The 22,296-nt window shown below is 74.6% G+C and carries 18 protein-coding genes; 10 read left to right on the top strand and 8 right to left on the bottom strand.

What is annotated here, in order from left to right; all coding sequences use genetic code 11:
- Positions 1-15 precede the first annotated feature (15 nt).
- Genes Voc01_RS09235 through Voc01_RS09250 form a run of 4 tightly spaced genes read left to right on the top strand, consistent with a single transcriptional unit; the run spans position 16 to position 11,117 of the window.
- Positions 16-4,626 carry a hypothetical protein gene (locus Voc01_RS09235; RefSeq protein ID WP_203926892.1) on the top strand — a complete coding sequence of 1,537 codons (4,611 nt, stop codon included), beginning with the start codon at positions 16-18 and terminating at the stop codon, positions 4,624-4,626.
- Positions 4,623-5,783, top strand: coding sequence for an ATP-binding protein (locus tag Voc01_RS09240; protein ID WP_239160067.1), 1,161 nt, complete (start codon positions 4,623-4,625; stop codon positions 5,781-5,783). The genes Voc01_RS09235 and Voc01_RS09240 overlap by 4 nt, the downstream gene beginning before the upstream one ends.
- The gene (locus tag Voc01_RS52935; protein WP_239160068.1) at positions 5,764-9,303 is read left to right on the top strand and encodes a DUF5682 family protein; all 3,540 of its coding nucleotides are present in this window, start codon (positions 5,764-5,766) and stop codon (positions 9,301-9,303) included. The genes Voc01_RS09240 and Voc01_RS52935 overlap by 20 nt, the downstream gene beginning before the upstream one ends.
- Positions 9,300-11,117: a hypothetical protein gene (locus Voc01_RS09250; RefSeq protein WP_203926893.1), complete on the top strand. Its 1,818-nt coding sequence runs from the start codon at positions 9,300-9,302 to the stop codon at positions 11,115-11,117. Before Voc01_RS52935 ends, Voc01_RS09250 begins: the two co-directional genes overlap by 4 nt.
- 90 nt (positions 11,118-11,207) lie before the next feature.
- On the opposite strand, the gene Voc01_RS09255 is transcribed toward Voc01_RS09250, so the two are convergent.
- The gene (locus Voc01_RS09255) at positions 11,208-11,759 is read right to left on the bottom strand and encodes a GNAT family N-acetyltransferase (RefSeq protein ID WP_203926894.1); all 552 of its coding nucleotides are present in this window, start codon (positions 11,757-11,759) and stop codon (positions 11,208-11,210) included.
- A 122-nt stretch (positions 11,760-11,881) separates the two neighbouring features.
- Here Voc01_RS09255 and Voc01_RS09260 point away from each other — a divergent pair, with 122 nt between their 5' ends.
- Both Voc01_RS09260 and Voc01_RS09265 read left to right on the top strand, forming a co-directional pair.
- The gene (locus Voc01_RS09260) at positions 11,882-12,430 is read left to right on the top strand and encodes an AAA family ATPase (protein WP_203926895.1); all 549 of its coding nucleotides are present in this window, start codon (positions 11,882-11,884) and stop codon (positions 12,428-12,430) included.
- A 168-nt stretch (positions 12,431-12,598) separates the two neighbouring features.
- Positions 12,599-13,903, top strand: coding sequence for an ABC transporter substrate-binding protein (locus Voc01_RS09265; protein WP_203926896.1), 1,305 nt, complete (start codon positions 12,599-12,601; stop codon positions 13,901-13,903).
- Here Voc01_RS09265 and Voc01_RS09270 read toward each other — a convergent pair.
- Entirely contained in the window at positions 13,900-14,598 is a 699-nt protein-coding gene (locus tag Voc01_RS09270; protein ID WP_203926897.1) for a ThuA domain-containing protein, read from the bottom strand. The genes Voc01_RS09265 and Voc01_RS09270 overlap by 4 nt on opposite strands.
- A gap of 30 nt (positions 14,599-14,628) precedes the next feature.
- Complete coding sequence (locus Voc01_RS09275; RefSeq protein WP_203926898.1) at positions 14,629-15,438, bottom strand: alpha/beta hydrolase; 810 nt, start codon at positions 15,436-15,438, stop codon at positions 14,629-14,631.
- Between the two features lie 66 nt (positions 15,439-15,504).
- On the opposite strand from Voc01_RS09275, the gene Voc01_RS09280 reads away from it, so the two are divergent.
- Positions 15,505-15,978 (top strand): macro domain-containing protein, encoded by a 474-nt coding sequence (locus Voc01_RS09280; protein WP_203926899.1) that lies wholly within the window; start codon positions 15,505-15,507, stop codon positions 15,976-15,978.
- Here the strand turns inward: Voc01_RS09280 and Voc01_RS09285 are convergent.
- The 3 genes from Voc01_RS09285 to Voc01_RS09295 form a co-directional block, all read right to left on the bottom strand.
- Positions 15,972-16,496 (bottom strand): CGNR zinc finger domain-containing protein, encoded by a 525-nt coding sequence (locus Voc01_RS09285; protein ID WP_203926900.1) that lies wholly within the window; start codon positions 16,494-16,496, stop codon positions 15,972-15,974. The two genes, Voc01_RS09280 and Voc01_RS09285, sit on opposite strands and share 7 nt — an antisense overlap.
- A 165-nt stretch (positions 16,497-16,661) precedes the next feature.
- Entirely contained in the window at positions 16,662-17,141 is a 480-nt protein-coding gene (locus Voc01_RS09290; protein WP_203926901.1) for a hypothetical protein, read from the bottom strand.
- A gap of 82 nt (positions 17,142-17,223) precedes the next feature.
- Positions 17,224-17,613 carry a VOC family protein gene (locus Voc01_RS09295; RefSeq protein ID WP_203926902.1) on the bottom strand — a complete coding sequence of 130 codons (390 nt, stop codon included), beginning with the start codon at positions 17,611-17,613 and terminating at the stop codon, positions 17,224-17,226.
- Positions 17,614-17,681: 68 nt separating this feature from the next.
- Here Voc01_RS09295 and Voc01_RS09300 point away from each other — a divergent pair, with 68 nt between their 5' ends.
- A complete protein-coding gene (locus tag Voc01_RS09300) occupies positions 17,682-18,170 on the top strand; it encodes an NPP1 family protein (RefSeq protein ID WP_239160069.1) in 489 nt (162 codons plus the stop codon).
- A 1-nt stretch (position 18,171) separates the two neighbouring features.
- A complete protein-coding gene (locus tag Voc01_RS09305) occupies positions 18,172-19,482 on the top strand; it encodes a vWA domain-containing protein (protein ID WP_203926903.1) in 1,311 nt (436 codons plus the stop codon).
- A gap of 86 nt (positions 19,483-19,568) precedes the next feature.
- Here Voc01_RS09305 and Voc01_RS09310 read toward each other — a convergent pair whose 3' ends face one another.
- Both Voc01_RS09310 and Voc01_RS09315 read right to left on the bottom strand, forming a co-directional pair.
- Positions 19,569-20,072: a DinB family protein gene (locus Voc01_RS09310; protein ID WP_203926904.1), complete on the bottom strand. Its 504-nt coding sequence runs from the start codon at positions 20,070-20,072 to the stop codon at positions 19,569-19,571.
- A 42-nt stretch (positions 20,073-20,114) separates the two neighbouring features.
- Positions 20,115-21,116, bottom strand: a complete 1,002-nt coding sequence (locus tag Voc01_RS09315; RefSeq protein ID WP_203926905.1) for a helix-turn-helix transcriptional regulator — start codon at positions 21,114-21,116, stop codon at positions 20,115-20,117.
- 61 nt (positions 21,117-21,177) lie between these two features.
- On the opposite strand from Voc01_RS09315, the gene Voc01_RS09320 reads away from it, so the two are divergent.
- A complete protein-coding gene (locus tag Voc01_RS09320; RefSeq protein WP_203926906.1) occupies positions 21,178-22,290 on the top strand; it encodes an epoxide hydrolase family protein in 1,113 nt (370 codons plus the stop codon).
- The last annotated feature ends 6 nt before the right edge of the window (positions 22,291-22,296 follow it).

Raw genomic sequence — 22,296 nt, forward strand, 5'->3', positions numbered from 1 at the left:
ATGAACAGCCCAAACATGACCAGCGCAGACGTGGTCGCGGCGGGCGGCATCGGTCCCGTGCCGGGCGACGCCGACAGCGACGTCCTCACCGTCCGGGTCTACCGGCACCCCGGGTTCGGCGACGACGCGCCCGACCGCCCGGTGGTGCGGCTGGTGCCGTCGCTGCTCGGCGAGGCCGAGGACCTGACGATGGAGTTCCTCGGGTTCACCGGGCCGGAGCGCACCGCCGAGGTCGGCGTCACCGCCCGGCAGGCACTCGGGTTCCCGGCGTGGGCACTCGTGCACGACCCGGCCAACGGCCGGCACGCGCTGGCCCTCGTCAAGGAGATGCGCAAGCTCGCGAAGCTGGCCGCCGCCAAGCCGGCCGCGGCGATGGACGGCTACCGCGCGCTCGCGGGCCGGCTCGACGGCGCCGCGCCGCAGTTCCTGCCGACGTTCTGGGAGGAGGCCGGTCGGGCGTTGATCGCGGGCGAGAACGTGCGGTACGCGTCCACCTGCTTCAACTACGCCCGCGAGGCCGAGCAGGCGCACGCCCTGGCGATCGACGAGGACCGGGTCGCCGAGGTGTTCCTCGAGTACGCGATGGCCGGTGCGTTGCCGGTCAAGGCGATCAGCCAGTACGCGAAGGACCTCGCGGCCCGCAGCAAGCCCGACGCCGCCTTCGAGCGGTTCCGCACCGTGACGTTGCGGCGGGTCGCCAGCGGCCTCGCGCCCTATCCGGCGCTGCCGGCGGAGCTCAAGCGCCTCGCCACCGCCGCCGGCCTCGACGCCGACACCGAGGTCGAGAACCTCGTCGCCGACCTGGTCGGGCTCGCCGCCACGGCGCGCAGCGCACCGGGCACGTGGAAGGCGCTGCGGCCGATCATCGTCAAGGCGGCGCGGCGGCGTCCGGAGGTGCGCGGCCGGCTGCTGGGGATCATCCCCGAACCGCCTGGCTGGGACACCGACCTGACCGACGAGTGGATCGACCTGCTCGTGGCGGCCGGTGCCGACGCCGGTCTCACCGGCGAGGTCGAGCCGGCCGCGGCGAGCCCTGACGGCGCGGCCGGGTGGCTCGAGCGCATCTCGGCGGCGCGCCAGCGGCGGTGGAGCTTCAGCCGGTCGGAGAAGCTGGTCGGGCTCGTCGAACGGATGGTCCCGGCGCTGCAGGCCGCCGGGCGGCCGGTGCGGCTGCTCGCCGGTCACCGGTGCGACCTCGACGTGCTCGACGTGTGCCTGGCCGGCGACGTCGCGGTCGCGCCGGCCGAGAACGTCGACCTCGGGGTCCTGCGCTGGATCGACGACACCGCACCGGGCGGGCGCGACCTCGCGGCGGTCGCCGCCGACGAGCGCTTCGCGACGGACCTCGGCGAGGGCGCCGTGCAGAGCCTGCGCCACACCGGCGTCGAGCGGCTGGCCGCGATCACCCGCACCCCCGGTCTCCGCACGGCGCTCGGCGCCTGGCTGCGCGCGCACGCGGCGGCGGTGCCCACCGATCCGACGCTGGCCGCGTTGAGCGACCACATCACCGGGGTCTCCTGGGTGTCGACGTCCGCAGCCACCGCCGTCGAGCCCGACGCGTTCCGGCGGATCGCCGCGACCGACCTGGCCGAGGGGCTCACCCGCACGCTGCGCACGGGTCTGCTGGCCGAGTTCGTCTGGCCGGTGCTCGAGGAGGCCCACGACGACCTGCCGGGCGGCGCCTCGTTCAACGGGTCGTGGCCGCACCTGGTGGTGAAGGGCGAGAAGAAGACGGTCGTCCTGGGGCCGTCGGCGGTCGTGCTGAAGCACCCGCGCCCGAAGCACGCCTCGAACTGGTGGTACCGCGAGGCCGTCTGGGTGCCGGGCGTCGACCGGCTGCTCGTGTGGACGTACGAGGGCAGGGCCTACTGGGCCGACGCGCCGAACGACGTCTTCGAGGGCGGCCTGCCGTCGTACGGCCCGGTGCGCGCGCTGCCACTGCCCGACGGCGGGGCCACGTTCGGCGGCGCGCCGTGGAAGCCCGGCGACGCGAGGTTCCCGCAGCCGCACACGTTCATCAGCGACGGCACCCGGTACTGGCGGCTGCACCACGACGGCGGCGTCCGGCAGTGGTGGCCGTACGACCCGGCCACCGGCACCGCGACCCCCGGCGACCCGCCGGAGTTCCTCGCCGACCAGGGCACCGACCACCGGTTCGGCGACCTCGTGCCGGCGCCGGAGGAGTTCGCCGGCTCGCCGCTCGGCTACGTCGACGGCCTGGTCGGGTGGAAGGTCCGCGCGAACCCCGACGGGTCGCGCGTGGGTACGCGGATCGACGGTCGGGAGGTCGTGTTCCCGGCCGACATCGAGGCGCACCGGCACCCGGCCGGCGGGCTGCTGTTCCCCGGTACCGGGGAACCGTGCCCGGTCGTCGTCGACTCCGCCGGGCCGGTCCAGCGCGTTTTCACGGTGTACACGCCGGGCGGAGACCGGCGGCTCACGTCGGGCTCGCCCGGAACCCGGGTGCCGCCGACCGACTGGTGGCACGCGTGGCGGGTGCGTGACGCGGCCGGCTCGGCGGCGCTGCGCGCGGTCGACGCGGCCACGGTGCGGCAGGTGCTCGACGCGGTCGTGGCTCTGCAGGAGGCCCACGAGGCCGCCCGCGGCACCGACGGGGTGCCGAAGAAGGAGGCCGCCGCCCGGCTGGCGGAGGCGGTCACCGCGACGGTCCTCGCGGCGCTGCCGGCGGTCACCGCGACGGCGCTGCGCGAGGCCGTCGTGGCCGAATTCACCGACGCCGGTCGCCTCGCCCTGCGGCTGCGGACGCTGCGCGCGCTGGCCGACTCCGCACCCGGCAGCGAGCCGGCACCGGTCGCGGCGGTCTTCGACCCGGAGGTGCTGCGCACCGTGCTGGTCGACGTCCACGACTCGGTCTGGCTCAACGACGCCGACTGCCGCAACCTCGTCGACCAGCTGGCGGCGGTGCCCGGGCTCCTCGCGGCGGAGCCGGGCAAGCCACCGAAGTGGAAGCACACCGACGTCACCTGGCCCGAACTGCTCGCGCTGCAGAGCCGCCTGGTGCTGCGCGCGACCGCGCCCGGCATCCCGGCGGCCGAACGGGAGACCGTGGCCACCCTGCTGCGTCTGCTCGCCGGCACCGGGCTGGCCGAGCCCGACGGCACCGTGCGGGTGCTGCGCGTCCGGGTCGCCGACAAGAAGCAGTCCTACGCGGTGCCGCAGGTGGTGCGGACCGGTGGGCGCACGCTCCTGGTGCAGCGCCGCGTCGGCCACGACGACCGCACGTACGCGGCCGTCGAGCACGACCCGACCGGTGGGTTCGGGCCGGTCGAGAACGGGAAGATCGTCAGCGATGTCCGGGTCACGTGGGGTGGCCGGGCGCGCGTCGAGGCGGTCGCCACGGCGCTGTCGGAGCGCGGCGCGCCGCCGTGGTTCCCCGACGCGGTCGACCGGCTCGTCGCCGACTCCGGCATGGGCCGCGGCGCGGCCGCGCTGGTGCTCGCCGGCGGCCCGAACATCGGCTCGTACGACGCGAACTTCCTGCCGAAGGAGACCCGCGCGATCCTGGGGATCTCCACCGCCGAGGCGCGCAGCGGCCGGGCGACCCTGCAGGCGCTGAAGGCCGAGGCCCGGCAGGCGCTGATCCTCGCCGCGATGCCCGACGACCCGGCCGACCTGTGGACCGCGGGACCCGACGTGGCCCGCGTCGCCGAGGTCTGGCGGCAGACCGTCGGCACCCGGCTGGCCCTGCCCGACGAGGTCCTCGCCGAGGTCGGCCGGCTGCAGCGGTGGGGCAGCCTCGAGTCGCTCGTGATCGGCCTCCTCGACGGCGCCCGCTGGCTCGACGCCGACAAGGCGAAGTCGGTCGGCGACCGGATCGGCGACCTCGGCCTGATCCTGCCGTGGCTGGCCTACCGGCTGCCCCGGGAGAGCCCGGTGCGAGCCGCGGTCCCCGACTGGTACGACCGGCTCCGGGCGCTGATCGCCGATCCGGCCGCCAAGGTCAAGGTGGGCTACCTCGACAGGAACACGCCGCTGCCGCCGTCGGTCACGGCCGGTAAACGGGAGTACGGCGACGTGGTCGAGTGCACGGTGCACCTGGCGAAGGTCACCGGTCCCGACGACCCGGTGCTGCGGATGTTCCCCGGTACCACCGCCATGTGGGCGGTGCGCCGGCTGCTCGCGCCCGGAACCGCCGACCTGATGGCCGCCGTCCGCGCCGACGCCGGCCGCACCGGCTGGGCGCAGGACCCGGCGACCGAGGTGCCCGACCTGGTGGCCGAGGTCGCCGGGCGGCACGGTCTCGGCGCCGACGCCGCCGCGTACTACCTGCAGCTGCTCGCGCTGGGCGACCCGACCGACCGCGCCGTCCAGCGCTGGAACGGCTGGACGCCGGCCCGGTTGAGGAAGGCCCGCACCGAGCTGGCGGCCACCGACCTGGTCGTCGAGGCCAGGCGCGCCGGCGCCGGCCGCTCGGTGTTCCTGCCCGGCGGCTGGCAGAAGACGCCGGGCGTCGAGGAGTGGAAGGTCACGCTGCTCGGGCTCGACGACGACGGGAACACCTGGCCGGCGGCGCCCTGCGCACCGGTCGGCGCGCTGTTCCGCGCCGCGTGGCGCCGGGTGCTCGACGGCGACCCGCCCCGCCTGCGTGAGCTGGGCGCCCGATGATCACGAACGAGGAGACCCGCATGACGACCCCGCGGCAGATCGACCCGCCGGAGTACCGGTACGCCGACGAGCTGGAGTTCCTGGCCAGCTCCGACAGCGGTCCCCGGCCGCCCGGCTGGAACCTGACCCCGCGCGCGGTGGTCACGTTCGTCGCCGGCAGCGGCGGGCGGAAGGTCACCGGCAAGGGCGGTGCGCGCGTCGTCGAGGCGAAGTTCGTCGGTGACCGGGCACTGGTCGAGCGGTGCGTGGTGACGCTGGCCGGCGAGCGCGGGCTGCTGCTCGTCGGCGAGCCGGGCACGGCCAAGTCCATGCTGTCGGAGCTGCTGGCCGCGGCCGTCTGCGGCACCAGCGGCCTGGTGGTGCAGGGCACCGCGGGCACCACCGAGGACCAGCTCCGGTACGGCTGGAACTACGCGATGCTGCTGGCCGGCGGTCCGAGCCGGGCGGCGCTGGTGCCGTCGCCGGTGCTGTCGGCGATGTCGGCCGGCCGGGTGGCCCGGGTCGAGGAGGTCACCCGGTGCCTGCCCGAGGTGCAGGACGCGCTGGTCTCGGTGCTGTCCGACCGGCGCATCGCGGTACCGGAACTGTCCGACGTGGACGGTGACGGTGGCGGGGCCGTCGTGCACGCGGCGCCCGGGTTCACGCTCATCGCGACCGCGAACCTGCGCGACAAGGGCGTGTCGGAGATGTCGGCGGCGCTCAAGCGGCGGTTCAACTTCGAGGTGGTGCCGCCGATCGCCAGCCTCGACCAGGAGATCGCGCTCGTCGGCCGGCAGGCCCGGGCGGTGGTCGAGCGGGTCGGCGCGGCGTACGCGGTCGACGCGTCGGTGCTCGAGGCGCTCGTCACGGCGTTCCGCGACCTGCGGTCGGGCCGGTCGGTCGAGGGGTGGGCGGTGGAGAAGCCGTCGACGGTGATGAGCACCGCCGAGGCGGTCGCGGTCACGGCGTCGATCGGGCTCGCGGCGGCGTACTTCCCGGGTGACCGGCCGCCGCTCGGCCTGGTGCCGGAGCACCTGCTCGGCGTGGTGCGCAAGGACGACGAGGCCGACCGCGCCCGGCTGCTGTCCTACTGGGACGGTTCGGTGCGCCGCCGGGCCGAGGCCGGCGAGGGACCCTGGCGGGACCTGTGGGAGTGCCGTGGCGCCCTCGAAGGCTGACGCGTCCGCCGCCACCGACGGGCTGGAGCTTCCCGACGAGGCGCTGGCGCGGCTCGCGGGGAGCACGGCGCCGTTCCTGATCGGGGTGCGGCACCACTCCCCCGTGCTGGCCGCGGCCGTGCCGGCCCTGCTCGACGCGTTCGCGCCCGACCTGCTGCTGATCGAGCTGCCGGAGGAGCTGGGCGGGTGGCTGCGCTGGCTCGGCGACCCGGCGACGGTCGCGCCGGTGGCCCTGGGCGCCGCCACCGACGACGGCCGCGGTGGGCTGGCGTTCTACCCGTTCGCCGACTTCTCCCCGGAGCTGGCCGCGGTGCGGTGGGCGGTGCGCAACGGCGTCGAGGTGGCGACGTGCGACCTGCCGCTGGGCGACCCGGCCTGGGCGGCCCCCGGTGAGCCCGGCGCGGATCCCACCGCGGTCGACTCGCTCACCGCGCGCCTCCGGGAGACGCAGACCGGCCGCGCCGACGACGACCTGTGGGACCGGCTGGTCGAGGCCGCCGCACCGGGCTGCACGCCGGAGCAGGTCCGGCGGGCGGCGCTGGCGGTCGGCTGGGCGATCCGCCGCGACGCGGGCACGGTGTCCGCCGTGGACGCCGCCCGCGAGCGCTGGATGCGCGGGCGGGCCGCCTCGGCCGGCGACCGGCGGGTGGCCATGGTGGTGGGCGCCTTCCACGCGCCGGCCCTGCTCGCACCGGCCGACCCGGCCCGCGGGCCGGCGTCGCCTGGACTGAGGAGCGCAGCGATCGGAGCGACGAGGGAAGGCGGCGCCTCGAAGGCCCGCGGGCCCGCGCGAGCGGAGGCGAGCGCCGAAAGCACGGTCACGTCGCTCGTGCCGTACGAGTTCGGGCTGCTCGACTCGCGGTCCGGATACGGGTCGGGGATCCGCGACCCCGGCTGGCAGCAGGACGTGTACGAGTGCGGCGCCGGCCCGGCCGCGCTGGAGAAGCTGGCGGTCGCGTACGCGGTGCGGGTCAGCGCGGGGCTGCGGGCCGCCGGTCACCCGGCCGGTCCGGCCGAGGCGCGCGAGGCCGCGAGGCTGGCGATCGACCTGGCCCGGCTGCGCGGGCTGCCGGCGCCCGGCCGGGGAGAGCTGGTCGAGGCGATCGAGACGGTCTTCGCCCACGGCGAGGTGCTCGGCCGTGGCCGGGCGGTCGCCGAGGCGATGCACGCGGTGTTCGTCGGCGACCGGTTCGGCCGGCTGGCACCGGGCACGCCGGAGTCGGGGCTCGTGCCGGCCGTGCTCGCGGAACTGCGCAGGGCGCGGCTGCCCGGCGAGAACACCCCCGCGCGGTCGCTGCGGCTCGACCCGTTGCGGTCCACAGTCGACCGTGGTCGCGAGGTCCTGCTGCGCCGGCTCGCCGCCTGCGGGGTGCGGTACGGGGTGCTGCGCGACTCCGGCGGCATCGGCGAGAGCCTCACCACCGTGTGGGACGTCGGGTGGACCGCGCAGGTGCGGGCGACGATCGCGGTCGCGGGGATGCGCGGGGTCACGCTGGTCCAGGCCACCGAGGGCACACTCGCGCTGGCCCGCCGGGCCGAGGTGGCCGAGGGCGGCCCCACCCCGGCCGAGGCGGTCGCGGGGCTCGCGGTCGCCGCGGCCTGCGGTCTCCCGGCCATGACCGCGACCCGCGTCGACGACGTCGGCCGGATCGTGGCGACCGTCGGCACGCTGCGCGACATCATCACCGCGATCACCGAGACCGAGCGGATCGCCCGCGGCCACGTGCCCGGAACGCCGGAGCCGCCACCGGGTCTGGCCGCGCTGGTCGACGCCCTCGACGCCGCCGCCGTGCGGGAGGTCGACGGGCTGGCCGGCGCGCAGACGGTCGACGGGGCGCGGGCGCTGGTCGAGGTCGTGCAGCGGGCCGAGGGCACCGGTCGGCTGCTGCGGCTGCACGCGTCGCTGCGCCGGCTCGGCGTCGACGGCGGGCCGCTGATCCGCGGCGCGGCCGGCGCGGTGTCGGTCCTCTGCGGGCTGGAGACCCCGGCCGCGTTCGGTGAGCGGCTCGCGTCGTGGCTCGACGCGCCCGGCGACGACCTCGTGCGCCTGCTCGCGGGCGCACTCGTGGCGGCCGGGCCGCTGCTGGCCACCGGCGGGGCGGCGCTGACCCCGCTGCTCGACCGCGTCGAGTCGCTGCCCGACGACGAGTTCGTGCGGCGGCTGCCGGCTGTGCGCGGCGGGTTCGACGCGCTGAGCCCGGCCGCGCGCGAGCGGCTGCTCGCCACCGTGCGTGAACGGGGCACCGACCTGGCGGGCGACGATCTCGACCGCGACCCACCCGTCGCCGCCGTCGGCTACGACCTCGCCGGGCGGGCCGCGGTCACCGGGCTGTTCCCCGACGGGTCCACTGTGGATGGACGCGCATCGCGGTCCACTGTGGAGGGTGAGCCGCGACGGCCGCGACCGCACGACGGGGCGCGACTGTCGACGGCCGACCGGTGGCGGCTGGTGCTCGGCCGGCACCGGTCCGGGACGGGAGGTGCGGCCGCCGGGCGGCTGGCGCGCGCGCTCGACGAACTGTACGGCGCCGGGCACGGCGAGGGGTCGCAGACGATCGGCGGATCCGGCGGCGGGCGCGCGGCGCGGTACCCCGACGTGCGGCACTGGCGCGACGAGCTCGACGAGCTGTACGGCGCCGACGTGTGCCAGGAGGTGCTCGGGCGGGCCGCGGCGTCCGGCCGGCTCGACGCGGTGCTCGAGCTCGACACCGAGCGGGCGCGGCCGTCGGTCGACCTGCTGCACACCGTGCTGAGCCTCGCGGGCGCGCTGCCGGAGAAGGAGCTCGCGCGCCTGCGCCCGCTCGCGAACCGCATCACGAAGGAACTGGCGGAGAAGCTGGCGACGCAGATGCGTCCGGCGCTCAACGGTCTCACGGTGCCGCGGCCGACACGGCGGCCCGGCGGCCGGCTCGACCTGGCCGCCACCGTGCGGGCGAACCTCGCGACCGCCCGCCGCGACGACGACGGCCGGGTGCTGGTGATCCCGGAGCGGCCGGTGTTCCGCGGCAGGGCCAGGCGCAGCATGGACTGGCGCGTGATCGTGCTCGTCGACGTGTCCGGGTCGATGGAGCCGTCGACGGTGTGGGCGGCGCTGACCGGGTCCGTGCTCGCCGCGGTTCCCGCGCTCACCACGCACTTCGTGACGTTCTCGACGGAGGTCGTCGACCTGAGCGACCACCTGACCGACCCGCTGGCGCTGCTGCTGGAGGTGCGGGTCGGCGGCGGCACGCACATCGCGGCCGCGCTCCGGCACGCCCGCACGCTGGTGAAGGTGCCGGCCCGCACGATGATCATCGTGGTCAGCGACTTCGAGGAGGGGTACCCGGTGGCCAACCTGCTGGCCGAGACGCGCGCACTGGCCGAGTCGGGGTGCCGGCTGCTCGGCTGCGCCAGCCTCGACGACCAGGCCCGCCCGCGGTACGCGGTGGGCGTGGCGGAACAGCTGACCGCGGCGGGCATGCCGGTGGCGGCGTTGAGCCCGCTGCGGCTGGCCCGGTGGGTGGCGGAGCAGGTCTCGTGAGTGGGCTACCGGGCGTCCCGCCGGCCGTGGTCGCGGAGGCGGTGGAGGCGCTGCCCACCCGGCTGCGCAAGAAGCTCGACGAGGTGGTGACGAGGGCCGCGGCGTGGCCGGTGTCCACTGTGGACGCGGGCACGGTGGTGGTACGGGTCGACGACGACACCACCGTCACGCTGCGGGTCCCGGTACGGGCGGCCGGCGACGTGACGTGCACGTGCCTCATGGCGCCGAGGTGCGCCCACCGGGCGGCGGTCCTGAGTACCGCTCCCCCGGCCGAGGACGCCGCGGCCGGGGACACTGCGACCGGGGACACGGCGACCGGGGACACGGCGACCGGGGAAGCTCCGGCCGGCGCTGTTCCGGCCGGCGCCGGCTCGCAGGCGGGCGCCGCACCGGCGCCGGCGGGCGACGCCGCCGCCGAAGCGGCCGCGTTCAGTGCCGCCGAGGTGGCCGCCGCCGACGGGTTGTGGGTGGCCGGCGCGGCGGTCCTCACGCGGGGCATCGCCGGCGCGGGCGCGGTGCAGCAGGCCGTGCTCCTGCGCGCCGCCCACGAGGCGCGGTCGCTCGGGCTGCACCGGGCGTCGACGGCGGCGGTCCGCGTGGTGCGGTCCGCCCGCGCGGCGCGCGCCGACGACCCGGCGTTCCGCCTCGCCGACCTGGTGGCCGCGGTGCACGAGCTGCTCGAGGTCAGCCACCGGATCCGCCACGGCACCGGGTCGCCCGCGTCGCTGCGCGGCGTCGCCCGACGGTCCTATGTGGACCGTGGTGACCTGCGCCTCTACGGCCTCTGCTGCGTACCCGTGCTCGACCCCACCGGCTACGCCGGCGCGGTCACCTACCTCACCGACGCGAAGGGCACGCTGTACCAGGTGAACGACGTCACGCCGGGTGGCCTCGAGCTGGCCACCGGACGTCCCGGGAACCCGGTGCGCATCGGCGAGGCCCGGCTGACCTTCCGCGAACTGGGCCACGCCGGCCTGTTCGTGTCGGCCGCCAGGGCGTCGGCCGACGGCCGGCTGAGCAACGCCGGCACGGTCCGGGCCGTCCGGGGGTCCGGCCGCCCGTGGACCGACGACCCGCTCGCCCGCCACTGGACCCGCACCCTGTCCACCCAGGTCGCCGCCTACCACGACGCCCTGCGCCTGCCGGCCGAGGAGCGTCCCGCCGGCCACGACCTGGCGTTCCTGACCGGCCGCACCGGGCCGGCCGACGACTCCGGGGTCCGGTTCACCACCGCCGACGGCCGGACGGTCCGCCTGACCGTGCCCACCGACAACCCCGGCCTGCCGTACCTGTCGAACCTGCGGATGCTCGCCGAGGTTGCCGGCGAGGTCCGCCTGATCGGCCGCTTCGCGGGAGACGGCCGCGTCGAGGCCCTGGCGGCGAGCTGGACCGGCCTGCCCGACGCGCGGGGCAGCCACGTCGATCTGGGCGTCGACATCCTGCTGCGCGCCTGGCTTCCGCACCCCGGTTCGGAGCCGCCGGAGGACGTGGCGACGGACGTCCCGCCGGAGCCGCCGCCGGACCTGCCGTTGTACCTGCTGTCCCGGCGGGTGCAGCGGGCCGTGGAGGGAGGAGCGCAGGCCGCGGCCGGCGCGCCGCGTGACCCGGTCCGCCTCACCGCCGCCGGCCTCCCCACCGCCGCTGCCCTGGCGGGCAGCCTCGACCGGCTGGCCGTCGACCGGCCGCGCGACGAGTTCGGCCGCCCCGCCGGTCACGTCGACGACCTCGCGACCACCTGGCTGTCGGCGGCGGCCTACCTCGACGCGGTGGCCGCCCGGATGGCCACCGACACCTGGCTCGCCGCCGCCCAGTAGGCCGCACCACCGCTTCATGATCGAAAGTGGTGGCGACTTTTCGCGGTCCGACGCATGGGTGGAACAGCAGAAAGTCGCCAGCACTTTCGATCATGAGCGGTCCGGGCCCGTCAAGGGGAAGCGCATCACGGGGCGGTCGGGCGCGCGCCTGGCCACCACCGCGAATCCGCGGCGTTCGAACGCCGACGCCACCCCCGGGAACAGGTTCCTCGTATGGCCCGCCACCGACGTGTCGACCGGGTAGGCCTCCAGCGCGGGCGCACCCGCGGCACCGGCGGCCTCGACCGCGGCGTCGATCAGGACACCCGTCACCCCCTGTCCACGGTGCGACCGGCGGACGAAGAAGCACGGCGCCGACCACACCGGCAGGTCGTCGACGGGGGCCACGTAGCGGGCCCGGGCCAGCCAGGCCAGCTCGGCCCGCGGCGCCAGCAGGCACCAGCCCACGGCCAGGTCGCCGTCGTACGCCAGGAGACCGCGCCCCGACGAGGCGAGCTCCTCGCGGTTCTCGGCCCGGGGGCGCTCGTGGTAGCGGGGACCGAGCCGCCAGTACATGCACCAGCAGCCGTTCGACGCGCCCGCCCGGCCGAAGAGGTTCTCCAGGTCGGGCCACGTCTGCGCCGTCAGGGGCTCGGTGCGCACCGCCTCACGATAGGCTCTTCCCGGGAGCCCCACCGTTCGTGGCAGCGACTCCCGAAACCTCCATCCTTCAGCGCCGGACGTCGGCGCTCGCCGTCGTCCGCCCACATCCGAGGGGACCAGCGATGCGGCGGTACATCCTCACCGGTGCGCCCGGTGCCGGCAAGACCACGATCCTCGCCGGGCTGCGCGAGCGCGGCTACCCGGTCGTCGACGAGGCGGCGACCGACGTGATCGCCCGCCGGCAGCGGGAGGGCCACCCCGAGCCGTGGACCGCGCCGGGCTTCCTCGACGCCATCCTCGACCTGCAGCTCCGACGCCAGCGGCAGCCGGACACCGGCCCGGCGCGGGTGTTCGACCGGTCGCCCATCTGCACGCTGGCGCTGGCCCGGTACGCCGAGCTGCCGGTGCCGCCGGCGCTCGCCGGCGAGGTCGACCGGATCGTCGCCGAGGGGTTCTACCGGCCCACGGTGTTCTTCGTGCGGCTGCTGGGGTTCGTCACGCCGACGGCGGCGCGGCGGATCTCGTTCGAGCAGTCGGTGCGGTTCGAGGGGATCCACGAGCGGGTGTACCGGGAGCACGGGTTCGAGCTCGTCGAGGTGCCCGCCGGCCCGCTGGACGACCGCGTCGATCAGATCGACGGGTACATCCGGGGCTCACGGACAGTGAGCTAGAGTGATCCATTTCATTTGATCTTGTGGCTTAAAAGTGGATTCTTCGCATTCGCGAAGCTGACGCATTTGCGTGCGCAAGCAGGGGCCGGATAGCGTTCCGGAATCATGTTCCGGAACCTGCGTAGGTGGATCTCGGCCCCTGCCGTGATAGCGCTCTCTGCGTCCCTGATGCTGACGGCGTGTAACGGCGACGGAACCGACGGCGGCGACCTGGCGGTGGCCCCCCGCTCGACCGACGGCGGCGGCACCCTCTCGCCGGCCACCCTCGCGACCTTCACCCAGTACACGGGATCGACGGCCGGACGCGCGACGGGGCAGCCGATCCGCCTCGGGTTCGTCAACACCGAGAACGGCCCGGGCTCGTTCCCCGAGTACACGATCGCCGTCACCGACGCCGTGCGGCTGCTCAACGAGCAGCTCGGCGGCGTGAAGGGCCGGCCGATCGAGCTCGACCTGTGCCACCCCGACGACGCCGGCCAGGCCGAGCAGTGCGCGCAGAAGTTCACGGCCGACCCGACGATCGCCGCGGTGCTGCACGGCGCGATCGACGCCGACACCGCGCCGTTCCACCGCGTGCTGTCGCCGAAGCTGCCGGTGCTCGGCGGCCTGCCGCTGCAGCCCGCCGACGCCGCGGCCCCGAACTCGTACTACTTCTCCAGCGGCCAGTTCGGCGCGCTCGGCGTGGTGACCTACGCGAAGACCTACGCCAAGGCCGACAAGGTCTCGCTGCTGACCACCGAGGGCTTCGTGGCCAGCGAGCGGGCGGTCGCCGCGATCAAGCAGGGCCTCGAGGCGAGCGGCGTCAAGGTGACCGTCGCGAAGTACCCGGCGAACAGCACCGACCTCACCGAGCCGCTGGCGGCCAGCGGCGCGGCCAACGCCGACCTGTTCATCCCGGTGGTGGCCGACGCCGCGCACTGCGTCAACATCCAGAACGCGCTGCAGGAGCTGCGGATCAACACGCAGGTGCTGACGCTCGCCGGCTGCCTCAGCCAGGAGGTCCGCACCAAGCTCGGCGACTACCCGCGCTGGAACTACATGACGTTCAACATCAGCGCGGAGGCCAGCGCCTCCGACGACACCACGGCGTGGCAGCTGCGCGCGCTCAAGGAGTGGTTCCCGCCGCTGGGCGCGCGCGGCGTGCCGAGCACCGCGGGCGTGATGATGCTGCAGATGACCCTGGTCGCCGCCCGGGTGCTCGGCTCGCTCCCGGGCGACCAGCTGAACCCGGCAACGGTCGGCGCCGCGTTCAGGAAGTTCAACGGCCCGGTGTTCCTCGGCGTGCCACGGCTGGTGTTCGGCGGCATCCCGGGGCTGCCGGCGATCGGGTCCCTGTCGAGCCGCGTCTACAACTACCTCGGCAACGACGACTGGCGCGACACCACCGCGGGAAGCTGGCTGGAGCCGCCGCCGCCGACCGCGGCGACCCCGTCGTCGTCCGGGCGTCCGTCGGCGTCGGCCTCGCGTCGTTAGCCCGCTGTCCGCGTCACCCAGATCATGCCGCGCTCGATCACCGTGCGGACGTTGCGGTCGGCGAGCACGTCGAGGCTGTGACCGGGCGTGGTGACCAGGATGCGCCCCGCCCCCCACCGACGCGTCCAGATCGCGGGTGACGTGACGGGCCGCTGCCACGGCTGCCACGGCCGCGCCGGGTGGGTGGTGGTGGCGAGCACGTCGATGAGGTCGTCGTGCAGCACCCAGTACTGCTCGGTGGTCAGCTCGAAGTCGGCGATGCCGGCCGTCACCGGGTGCTCGCGACCGGCGTCGGTGATGGTGACGGTGTGCGGCAGGAAGTTGTCGGTCTCGTCGCCGCACCGCAGGCCCGGCTCCTTGCCCGGGTGGGTGGCGAACTGGCCGCCGACGAGGTGCAGGTAGTCCGACGAGTTGCGGAACGAGTCGGCGATGCCGCCGTGCCAGCCGGTGAACCCGGTGCCGGCCACCACGGCCGAGGTGAGGCCGGCGAGCTGGTCGCCGGTGATCGTCGACATCGTGACGCACTGCACCACCAGGTCGGTCGCCGCCATGACGTCGGCGTCGGCGTACACCTCCGTCGAATCCTCGATGCGGACGGTGTACCCGGATTCCTTCAGGAACGGCACGAACAGGTCGGTGGCCTCGACCGGTCGGTGCCCCTCCCATCCGCCACGGACGATCAGCGCGCTGGTCATGCCGACCACCGTATCCTCAGCGCGGAGAACTCACCGCAGGGTCGAGGCGACGAACGCGAATGCGGCCGGGATCACCCGGCTCCAGTAGCCGAAGTTGTGGCGCCCGTCGGTGTAGCCGCCGGCCACCGGCCCGGCGGGCAGGGCCCGGTGCAGGGCGCGCACGTCGTCGTAGAAGTCGTCGTCGCGGCCGCACCACAGGCCGACCGGGATGCCGCGCAGCCGCGCCACGCCGTCGAACACGTCGTCGCCGCGCTGCACCGCCGGCGAGAACGCCGCCACCGACCGCACGAGCCCCGGGAACGTCTGCGCGATGCGCAGCGCGCCGTAGCCGCCCATCGACCAGCCCCACACCGCCATCCGCCGGGTGTCGAAGCCGCGCTCGGCGCACCACGCCGGGATCTCCTCGTGGACCATCCGCTGCGGGTCGTCGCCGGTCGACGGTCGCCACCTCAGCCGGTCACCCGACGCGCCGACCAGGACGAACGGCGCGGCGCCGCGGTCGACGGCCGCGGTGAGGAACCGGCCGAGCCCGAGGCCGGGAAAGTCGCGGGGTGACTTCGACCCGCCGTGCAGGACCACGCACACCGGCAGTCCCCAGCCGTCGCCGTGCCCCTCCGGTACCGCGGTGTAGAGGTCGACCTCGCGGCTGCGGGCCACCGACCCGCGCCGTTCCAGCCGCTCGTCGCCGGGCGGCGCGTCGGGCACGACCGGCTCGGGCCCGCCGGTCAGCTCGTCCGGTAGCAGGTCCCGCGCTGTCGGCAGCAGCCAGACGCCGGCGGCGGCCGCGACGCCCGCCCCACCGGCGAGAACCGCCCGGCGACTGACCCTCGGCTTCCCCACGCACACCAAACGATCCGGGGCTATTTGGGCAGCGGGTCGTCGTACCCCGCTGGCATAGTGCGGCGCATGTCCACGTTGGTCGTGATCGCCGGCGACGCCACGAGCCCGCAGGCCAGTGGCCCGAAGATCATCGCGCACGTCTGCAACGACCTGGGCGGCTGGGGCAGGGGCTTCGTGGTGGCCGTCTCCCGCCGGTGGAAGGAGCCCGAGCGCGACTACCGGCGCTGGCACCGCGAGCGGGCCGGCAACGACTTCGGGCTGGGCGCCGTCCGCCTGGTGCCGGTCCAGCCGGGCCTGTGGGTCGCCAACATGGTGGCGCAGCACGGCATCCGCACCGGCAGCAACGGCCCGCCCATCCGCTACCCCGCGCTCGAGTCGTGCCTGTCGACGCTCGGTGCCGAGGCACGGCGCCTCGGCGCGTCGGTCCACATGCCGCGCATCGGGTGCGGCCTCGCCGGCGGGCGATGGGACCTCGTCGAGCCGATCGCGGTCCGCACGCTGTGCGACACCGGCGTCGACGTCACCGTCTACGACTACTGACCGGCGTGGGCGCGGGCCCGGTGCGAGGCCACGTTCACCCGGTTGGCGCAGGCCAGGGAGCAGAACCGGCGCCGCCCGTTGCGGGAGGTGTCGACGTAGACGGTCGCACACCCGTCCCGTTGGCATGTGCCCAGGCGCGCGCCGCCGGCGCCGCACAGCGCGACGGCGAGGCCGCCCGCGACGGCGGCGCTGATGCGGGCGACCGGGTCGTCGGTACCGGTGATGTAGTGCAGGTGCGGCTCGTGCCCGTCGTGCATCGACACCCGCACCGACGTGGTGGCGTCGGCGAGCAGCCGGTTGACCAGGTCGATCTGGCGGCGGGTGTCGGGCTCGCCGAACACCGGGCGCACCCCGGCGATCCACGCCGCCAGCGCCCGCGCCTGCGTGGCGGTGAGCGTGCGGCTGCTCATCTCGTGCTCGGTGAGCACCCGTTCCAGCTCCGCCGGCGTGGCGTCGGTGGTGTTGAGCAGGGCCGCGGCGAGGAAGGCGCCGGTTCCGCCGTAATGGTTGAACTGCACAAGGCCATTACAGCACGCTGGAACGCATGAGCGCTTGCGACGCCTGCGGACGCGGGTCGGCGACGGCCCGGGTCGAGTCCCGGCACACCACGTCGGAGGGGATCGTGCGGTACCTGCGGTGCCGCTGCGGTCACCGCTGGGTCGAGCAGTCGCGCCTGGTGCTCGTCACCTCGAGCGGACCTGCAGGGTGTGGTCGCGACCGCCCCGACGGAGCAGGCGCGGCCGGCTCATGAGGCGCCGCGGCCAGGGCCCGTAGACGCCCGGTGTGCGGCTCTCCATGACCAGCACGAGCGCGCCGACCACCAGGCCGACGAACACGAGGACCAGGAGAATGGCCAGGAACGCCGTGTCCAGGCCGACCGCCACCAGACCGAACAGCAGGAGGACGCCGACCATCCCGGCGACCACGGCGAGGATCAGCCATCGCGCCGTCCGCCGCAGGCGCCGGGTGCCGTCGACGCTGAACACCTCGGCGACGAGGTCGGCACCGCACTCCGGGCACGTCACCGGCACCGCGACGCTCCCGCCCGCCGGACGCTCCACGACGGAACCCTGCCGTCCCAGGTCCAGACTCAGGTGCACGAGACCGCGGTGGACGTGCTCGACGTCGACGGACACGCGGTCGGTGAGCGCGGGGTTCCCCATGGCGCAACCCTGCCCGCCTGATCGACCGGGATCAAGGCGCCGGGCACCCGGCGCCCGACCGCAACCGGGGAGTCGTCGGCTTCTACGACTGATACATGAGGCAGAACTCGTTGCCCTCGGGGTCGGCGAGCACGACGTGGTCGCCCTCGTACTCCTCGACCACGGTGGCGCCGAGGCCGAGAAGGCGGGCGAGCTCGGCCGGCGGGTCGTCGGCATCGAGGTCGAGGTGCAGCCGGTTCTTGACGGTCTTCGGCTCCGGCACGAGTTGGAAGAAGAACCGCGGCGCCGTGCCGGGGCGCTCCACCAGCACCGACGGGTCGTCCTCCGGGTCGTACACGCCGATGCTCCGCAGCCGGGCCAGCTCCTCGTCGTCGTACGGGGCGACCGCGAAGCCGTCGAGCACCTCCGCCCAGAACCGGGCCAGCGGGGCGGGATGCCGGCAGTCGACCACCACGTCACGGATACGCGCCACGCCGTCCACTGTCCCAGATGTACATGCATTGATGTCTGGTGCGGCGGCGGCGTTCGTACCGTGTCGCCATGCGGACTCTCGCGCTCAGGTCGCTCGCGGCCGCCGCCGTCGTCCTCGGTACCTGCTACCCGACGCCGGCCATCGGGCCGACCGGCACGCTCAACGGCGGGCTCAAGCCGTCGGGCGCGCTGAACGGCAACTGCCGCGACCGGTCCGACCTCGACAACACCAACGGGTACTCGCGGTACCGCTGCGACGGCCGGTGGTGCGCCTACGCGTACGCCCTGTACTTCAAGAAGGACCAGGTGGTCAACGGCATCGAGAGCGGGCACCGGCACGACTGGGAGCACGTGGTGGTCCGGGTCGAGAACGGCACCGCGCGGCACGTCTCGCGTCCTTCGGCAGCGCCGTGTTCGACCTCACCGACGCCCGGTTCGGTGGCATGCTGCGCAAGGCCATGCCGGCGGGGATCCCGTTCGACCCCGGGGTCTGAACGGGCTCCGGTGGGCTACCTTCAGCCGGTGTCGGGGTTTCCCGACCCGAGCTTGAGGAGCTGACGTGCGAATCACCGCGCATCTCGACGTCGAGCTGATCGCGATCGAGACCGAGGACCAGGTCTCGGTGCTGGTCGAGCTGACCGCGCCGCCCGCGACCGGCTCCGCCTCGGCCGACCGGGTTCCGAGCACGTTACAGGTGGTCCTCGACCGCAGCGGCTCGATGGAAGGTGCCCGGATCGCCGGCGCGCGCACCGCGCTGAGCAACCTCGTCGACCGGCTCGACCCACGCGACAACTTCGGCCTGGTCATCTTCGACACCGAGATCGACGTCGTGGTGCCGGCCGGCCCGCTCACCGACAAGCCGGCGGCGAAGCGCAGGATCGCGGCGGTCGACGCCCGCGGCGGGACCGACCTGTCCAGCGGGTACCTGCGCGGGCTCCAGGAGGCGCGGCGGGTCGCGGGCGCGGGCGGCGCCACCGTGCTCATCGTCAGCGACGGGCACGCCAATGTCGGCGTCACCGACCCGGAGACCCTCGGGGAGGTGGCCGCCGAGGCGCACCGGAGCGGCGTCACGACGTCGACGCTCGGGTTCGGGCTCGGCTACGACGAGGCGCTCATGTCGGCGATCGCCCGGGGCGGCTCCGGCAACGAGCACTTCGCCGAGGAGCCCGACACGGCGGTGGCGCTCATCGCCGGCGAGGTCGAGGGTCTGCTCGCGCAGACGGTGCAGGCGGCCTCCGTGCAGGTGCGGCTCACGCCGGCGATCCGTCGTGTGCTCGTGGTCAACGACCTACCGTCCACAGTGGTCGACGGTGGCCTGATGGTGGAGCTCGGCAGCTTCTACGCCGAGGAGACCCGCAAGCTCGTGCTCACCTTCGACATCCCGGGCGTGGCGGCGCTCGGGCTCACCGAGGTGGCCACGCTGGTGTTCACGTACGTGGAGCTGCCGACGCTGAAGCAGCACACGGTGACGGTGCCGGTCACGGTCAACGTGGTGCCCGGCGACCGGGCGGCCGGCCGCGTGGCCGACCCGGTGGTGCGCACCGAGCTGGTGTACCTGCGGGCGCAGCAGGCCAAGCGGCGCGCGTCCGGTCACCTGGGCAAGGGCGACTCCGACGCGGCGCTGAAGGAGATCCGCCAGGCGCAGCGCGACATCGCCGCGGCCCGGGCCGACGCGCCGCAGGCGCAGGCGGCCGACCTGGCCGAGGAGGCGGCGGAGCTGGAGTACCTGGCCCGCGAGACGGAGTTCGGGTCGCGCGAGCGGTCGGGCAAGTACCTGTCGGCGAGCTCGTACCGCAAGCTCCAGAAGCGGGGACGCGTCATGCCGCCCCCGCCGGACAAGCCCGAGCGCCCCGACCCGCCTGCCTCCTGACCCCCCACCCGCGATCTTGGACACTTGTCCATCGATTTCGATGCAGAAGTCTCCAAGATCGCGCGAATCCGCGAGGCCGTCGCGTGTCAGCCCATGGTCTTCTGACCGTCGATGGTCTCGCGGAGGATGTCGGCGTGACCGGCGTGCTGGGCGGTCTCGGCGATGATGTGCATCAGCGTGCGCCGCACCGACCAGGAGGCACCGGCCTCGAACCAGGGCGCCCGCGGAAGCGGGAACGACTCGTCGAGGTCGGGGTGGTCGACGACCAGGGCGTCGGTGGCGGCGGCCACCGCCTCGTAGGCGTCGAGCAGCCCGGCCAGCGTCTCGCGGCCGGTCATCCGGAAGCCGTTCTCCCAGTCGGACGGCTCGGCCTCCAGGGCCGCCGCGCCGCCGGTCATGAACGCGAACCACCCCTTCTCGACGGCCGCGACGTGCTTGATGAGCCCGCCCAGCGACAGCGCGCTCGCGGTGGGCGTGGCCCTGGCCTGTTCGTCGGTGAGGCCGGCCACGGTGTACCGGAGGAAGCCGCGGTGCTTGGCCAGCACCTGCAGCAGGTCGGCGCGCTCACCGGTGATGGTCGGTGCGGTCATCTCGGGTCCTCCTCTGTCGGGCCTCCTTCCAGTGTGGACGACCTAGCGGTCAGATCCTGACCGCTTTCGCACGACCGGCGCGCTCCGTGCATAGCGGTCGGCGAGGGTCCGCAGGTGCGCGACGAGCTCCGGCGGCCCGGTCACCTCGAAGTCGGCGTCGAGGAGGGCGAGGTGCACCGCGAGGGTCTCCACGGAGTCGGCACCGGTGTGGAGCAGGCAGGTCCGGTCGCCCGGCCGGGACTCGACGGTGCCGACCGCGGGGTTGATCCGCGCGGCGACCCCGGCGGCGGGCGCGTGCACCACGACGCTGGCCCGGTACCGCCAGGCGGCGGCCGCGGCGCCACCGGAGACGTAGGCGGCGACGTCGTCGGTCGGCAGCGGGCGCGGGGTGAAGCGCGGGTTGTTCGGGGTGCGCGGGCGGATCCGGTCGACGCGGAACGTGCGCCAGTCGCGGCGGCCGAGGTCGTAGGCGAGGAGGTACCACCGGCGACCCCAGTTGACGAGGCGGTACGGCTCGACCTCGCGGCGGGTCGCGGAGCCGCCGTGAGTGTCGTAGTCGAAGCGGACGCCCTCGTGGTCGCGGCAGGCGGCGGCCAGCGTCGACAGCACGGCCGGGTCGACGACCGGTCCGGGCGAGTCGGGGCGCACGGCCACCGTGAACGAACGCAGGGCGGCGGCGCGCCGGCGCAGGCGCGGCGGCAGGACGCGTTCGAGCTTGGTCAGCGCCCGCAACGCGGTCTCCTCGACCGCGCCGACGCCGGCGAGGGCCCCGGCGGCGGCCGCCCGCAGCCCGGCCACGACCACGACGGCCTCCTCGTCGTCGAGGAGCAGCGGCGGCATGTCGGCGCCGGCGCCGAGCCGGTAGCCGCCGACCTTGCCGCGGGTGCCCTCGACCGGGTACCCGAGGGTGCGCAGGCGTTCGATGTCGGCACGGACCGTGCGCCCGCTCATGTTCAGGCGGTCGGCCAGCTCCGTGCCGGTCCAGTCGCGGTTGCTCTGCAGTAGCGACAACAGGCGCAACAGGCGCGCGGAGGTCTCCAACATTCGTCGAGGATGCCAGGTCATTAGGAACGAAGCTCTCCTAATTGACTGCGAGGGTGACCGCATGACAGAGATCCGCGAGTTCCGCATCGACATCCCGCAGGCCGACCTCGACGACCTCGCCGGGCGGCTGGCGCGCACGCGGTTCACCGACGACCTGCCCGGCGCGGGCGACACGTACGGCGTGCCGCTGGAGCAGGTGCGGTCGCTGGTGGAGCGCTGGCGCGACGGGTACGACTGGCGCGCCGCCGAGAAGCGGCTCAACGGGTACCCGCAGTTCACGACGACGATCGACGGCCAGAGCGTGCACTTCCTCCACGTCCGGTCGCCGGAGCCCGACGCGCGGCCGTTGCTGATGACGCACAGCTGGCCGGGGTCCATTGTGGACCTCCTCGAGGTCGTCGGCCCCCTGAGTGACCCGCGGGCACACGGCGGCGACCCGTCGGACGCGTTCCACCTCGTGATCCCGTCGATCCCCGGGTTCGCGTTCTCCGGTCCGACCACGGAGAAGGGCTGGGACCGGTACCGGATCGCGCGGGCGTGGGCCGAGCTGATGCGCCGCCTGGGCTACCACCGGTACGGCGTGCACGGCAACGACGCGGGCTCGCTCATCTCGCCGGAGGTCGGCCGCGTCGACCCCGACCGCGTGACCGGCGTGCACGTGACCCAGGTGTTCTCGTTCCCGTCCGGCGACCCGGCCGAGTTCGCCGGACTGTCCGAAGAGGACCTCGAACGGGTGCGGTTCATGCAGTGGTGGCACGAGAACGGCGGCGCCCACGACAAGATGCAGTCGCTCGCACCGCGCACGATCGCGCACGCGCTCGCCGACTCCCCCGTCGGCCAGCTGGCGTGGAGCGCTCAACTGCTCGGTGGCCTCGACCCCGACGTCATCCTCACCAACGTGAGCATCTACTGGTTCACCAACACCGCCGGCTCCGCCGCGCGGCTCTACTTCGAGGACCGGCACAGCGCCTCGGTTCCGGAGGGCCCGACGACCGTCCCGTTGGGACTGTCGAACTTCAGGCACGACTTCCAGTCGGTGCGCCGGTTCGCCGAGCGCGACCACGCGAACATCGTGTCGTGGCGCTACCACGACGAGGGCAGCCACTACTCGTCGTTCGACGCGACCGGCACGCTGGTCACGGATCTGCGAGAGTTCTTCCGTCAGGTCTTCTAGAAACGG

The organism is Virgisporangium ochraceum, assembly GCF_016863655.1.
Classification (GTDB): domain Bacteria; phylum Actinomycetota; class Actinomycetes; order Mycobacteriales; family Micromonosporaceae; genus Virgisporangium; species Virgisporangium ochraceum.

Bases quoted from the DNA above. Each gene is read 5' to 3' on its own strand.
- Voc01_RS09260 (WP_203926895.1), top strand. From the start codon at position 11,882: ATGCGGCGGTACATCCTCACCGGTGCGCCCGGTGCCGGCAAGACCACG.
- Voc01_RS09280 (WP_203926899.1), top strand. From the start codon at position 15,505: ATGTCCACGTTGGTCGTGATCGCCGGCGACGCCACGAGCCCGCAGGCC.
- Voc01_RS09235 (WP_203926892.1), top strand. From the start codon at position 16: ATGACCAGCGCAGACGTGGTCGCGGCGGGCGGCATCGGTCCCGTGCCG.
- Voc01_RS09290 (WP_203926901.1), bottom strand. From the start codon at position 17,141: ATGGGGAACCCCGCGCTCACCGACCGCGTGTCCGTCGACGTCGAGCAC.
- Voc01_RS09240 (WP_239160067.1), top strand. From the start codon at position 4,623: ATGATCACGAACGAGGAGACCCGCATGACGACCCCGCGGCAGATCGAC.
- Voc01_RS09270 (WP_203926897.1), bottom strand. From the start codon at position 14,598: ATGACCAGCGCGCTGATCGTCCGTGGCGGATGGGAGGGGCACCGACCG.
- Voc01_RS09310 (WP_203926904.1), bottom strand. From the start codon at position 20,072: ATGACCGCACCGACCATCACCGGTGAGCGCGCCGACCTGCTGCAGGTG.
- Voc01_RS09265 (WP_203926896.1), top strand. From the start codon at position 12,599: ATGCTGACGGCGTGTAACGGCGACGGAACCGACGGCGGCGACCTGGCG.
- Voc01_RS09315 (WP_203926905.1), bottom strand. From the start codon at position 21,116: ATGTTGGAGACCTCCGCGCGCCTGTTGCGCCTGTTGTCGCTACTGCAG.
- Voc01_RS09320 (WP_203926906.1), top strand. From the start codon at position 21,178: ATGACAGAGATCCGCGAGTTCCGCATCGACATCCCGCAGGCCGACCTC.
- Voc01_RS09300 (WP_239160069.1), top strand. From the start codon at position 17,682: ATGCGGACTCTCGCGCTCAGGTCGCTCGCGGCCGCCGCCGTCGTCCTC.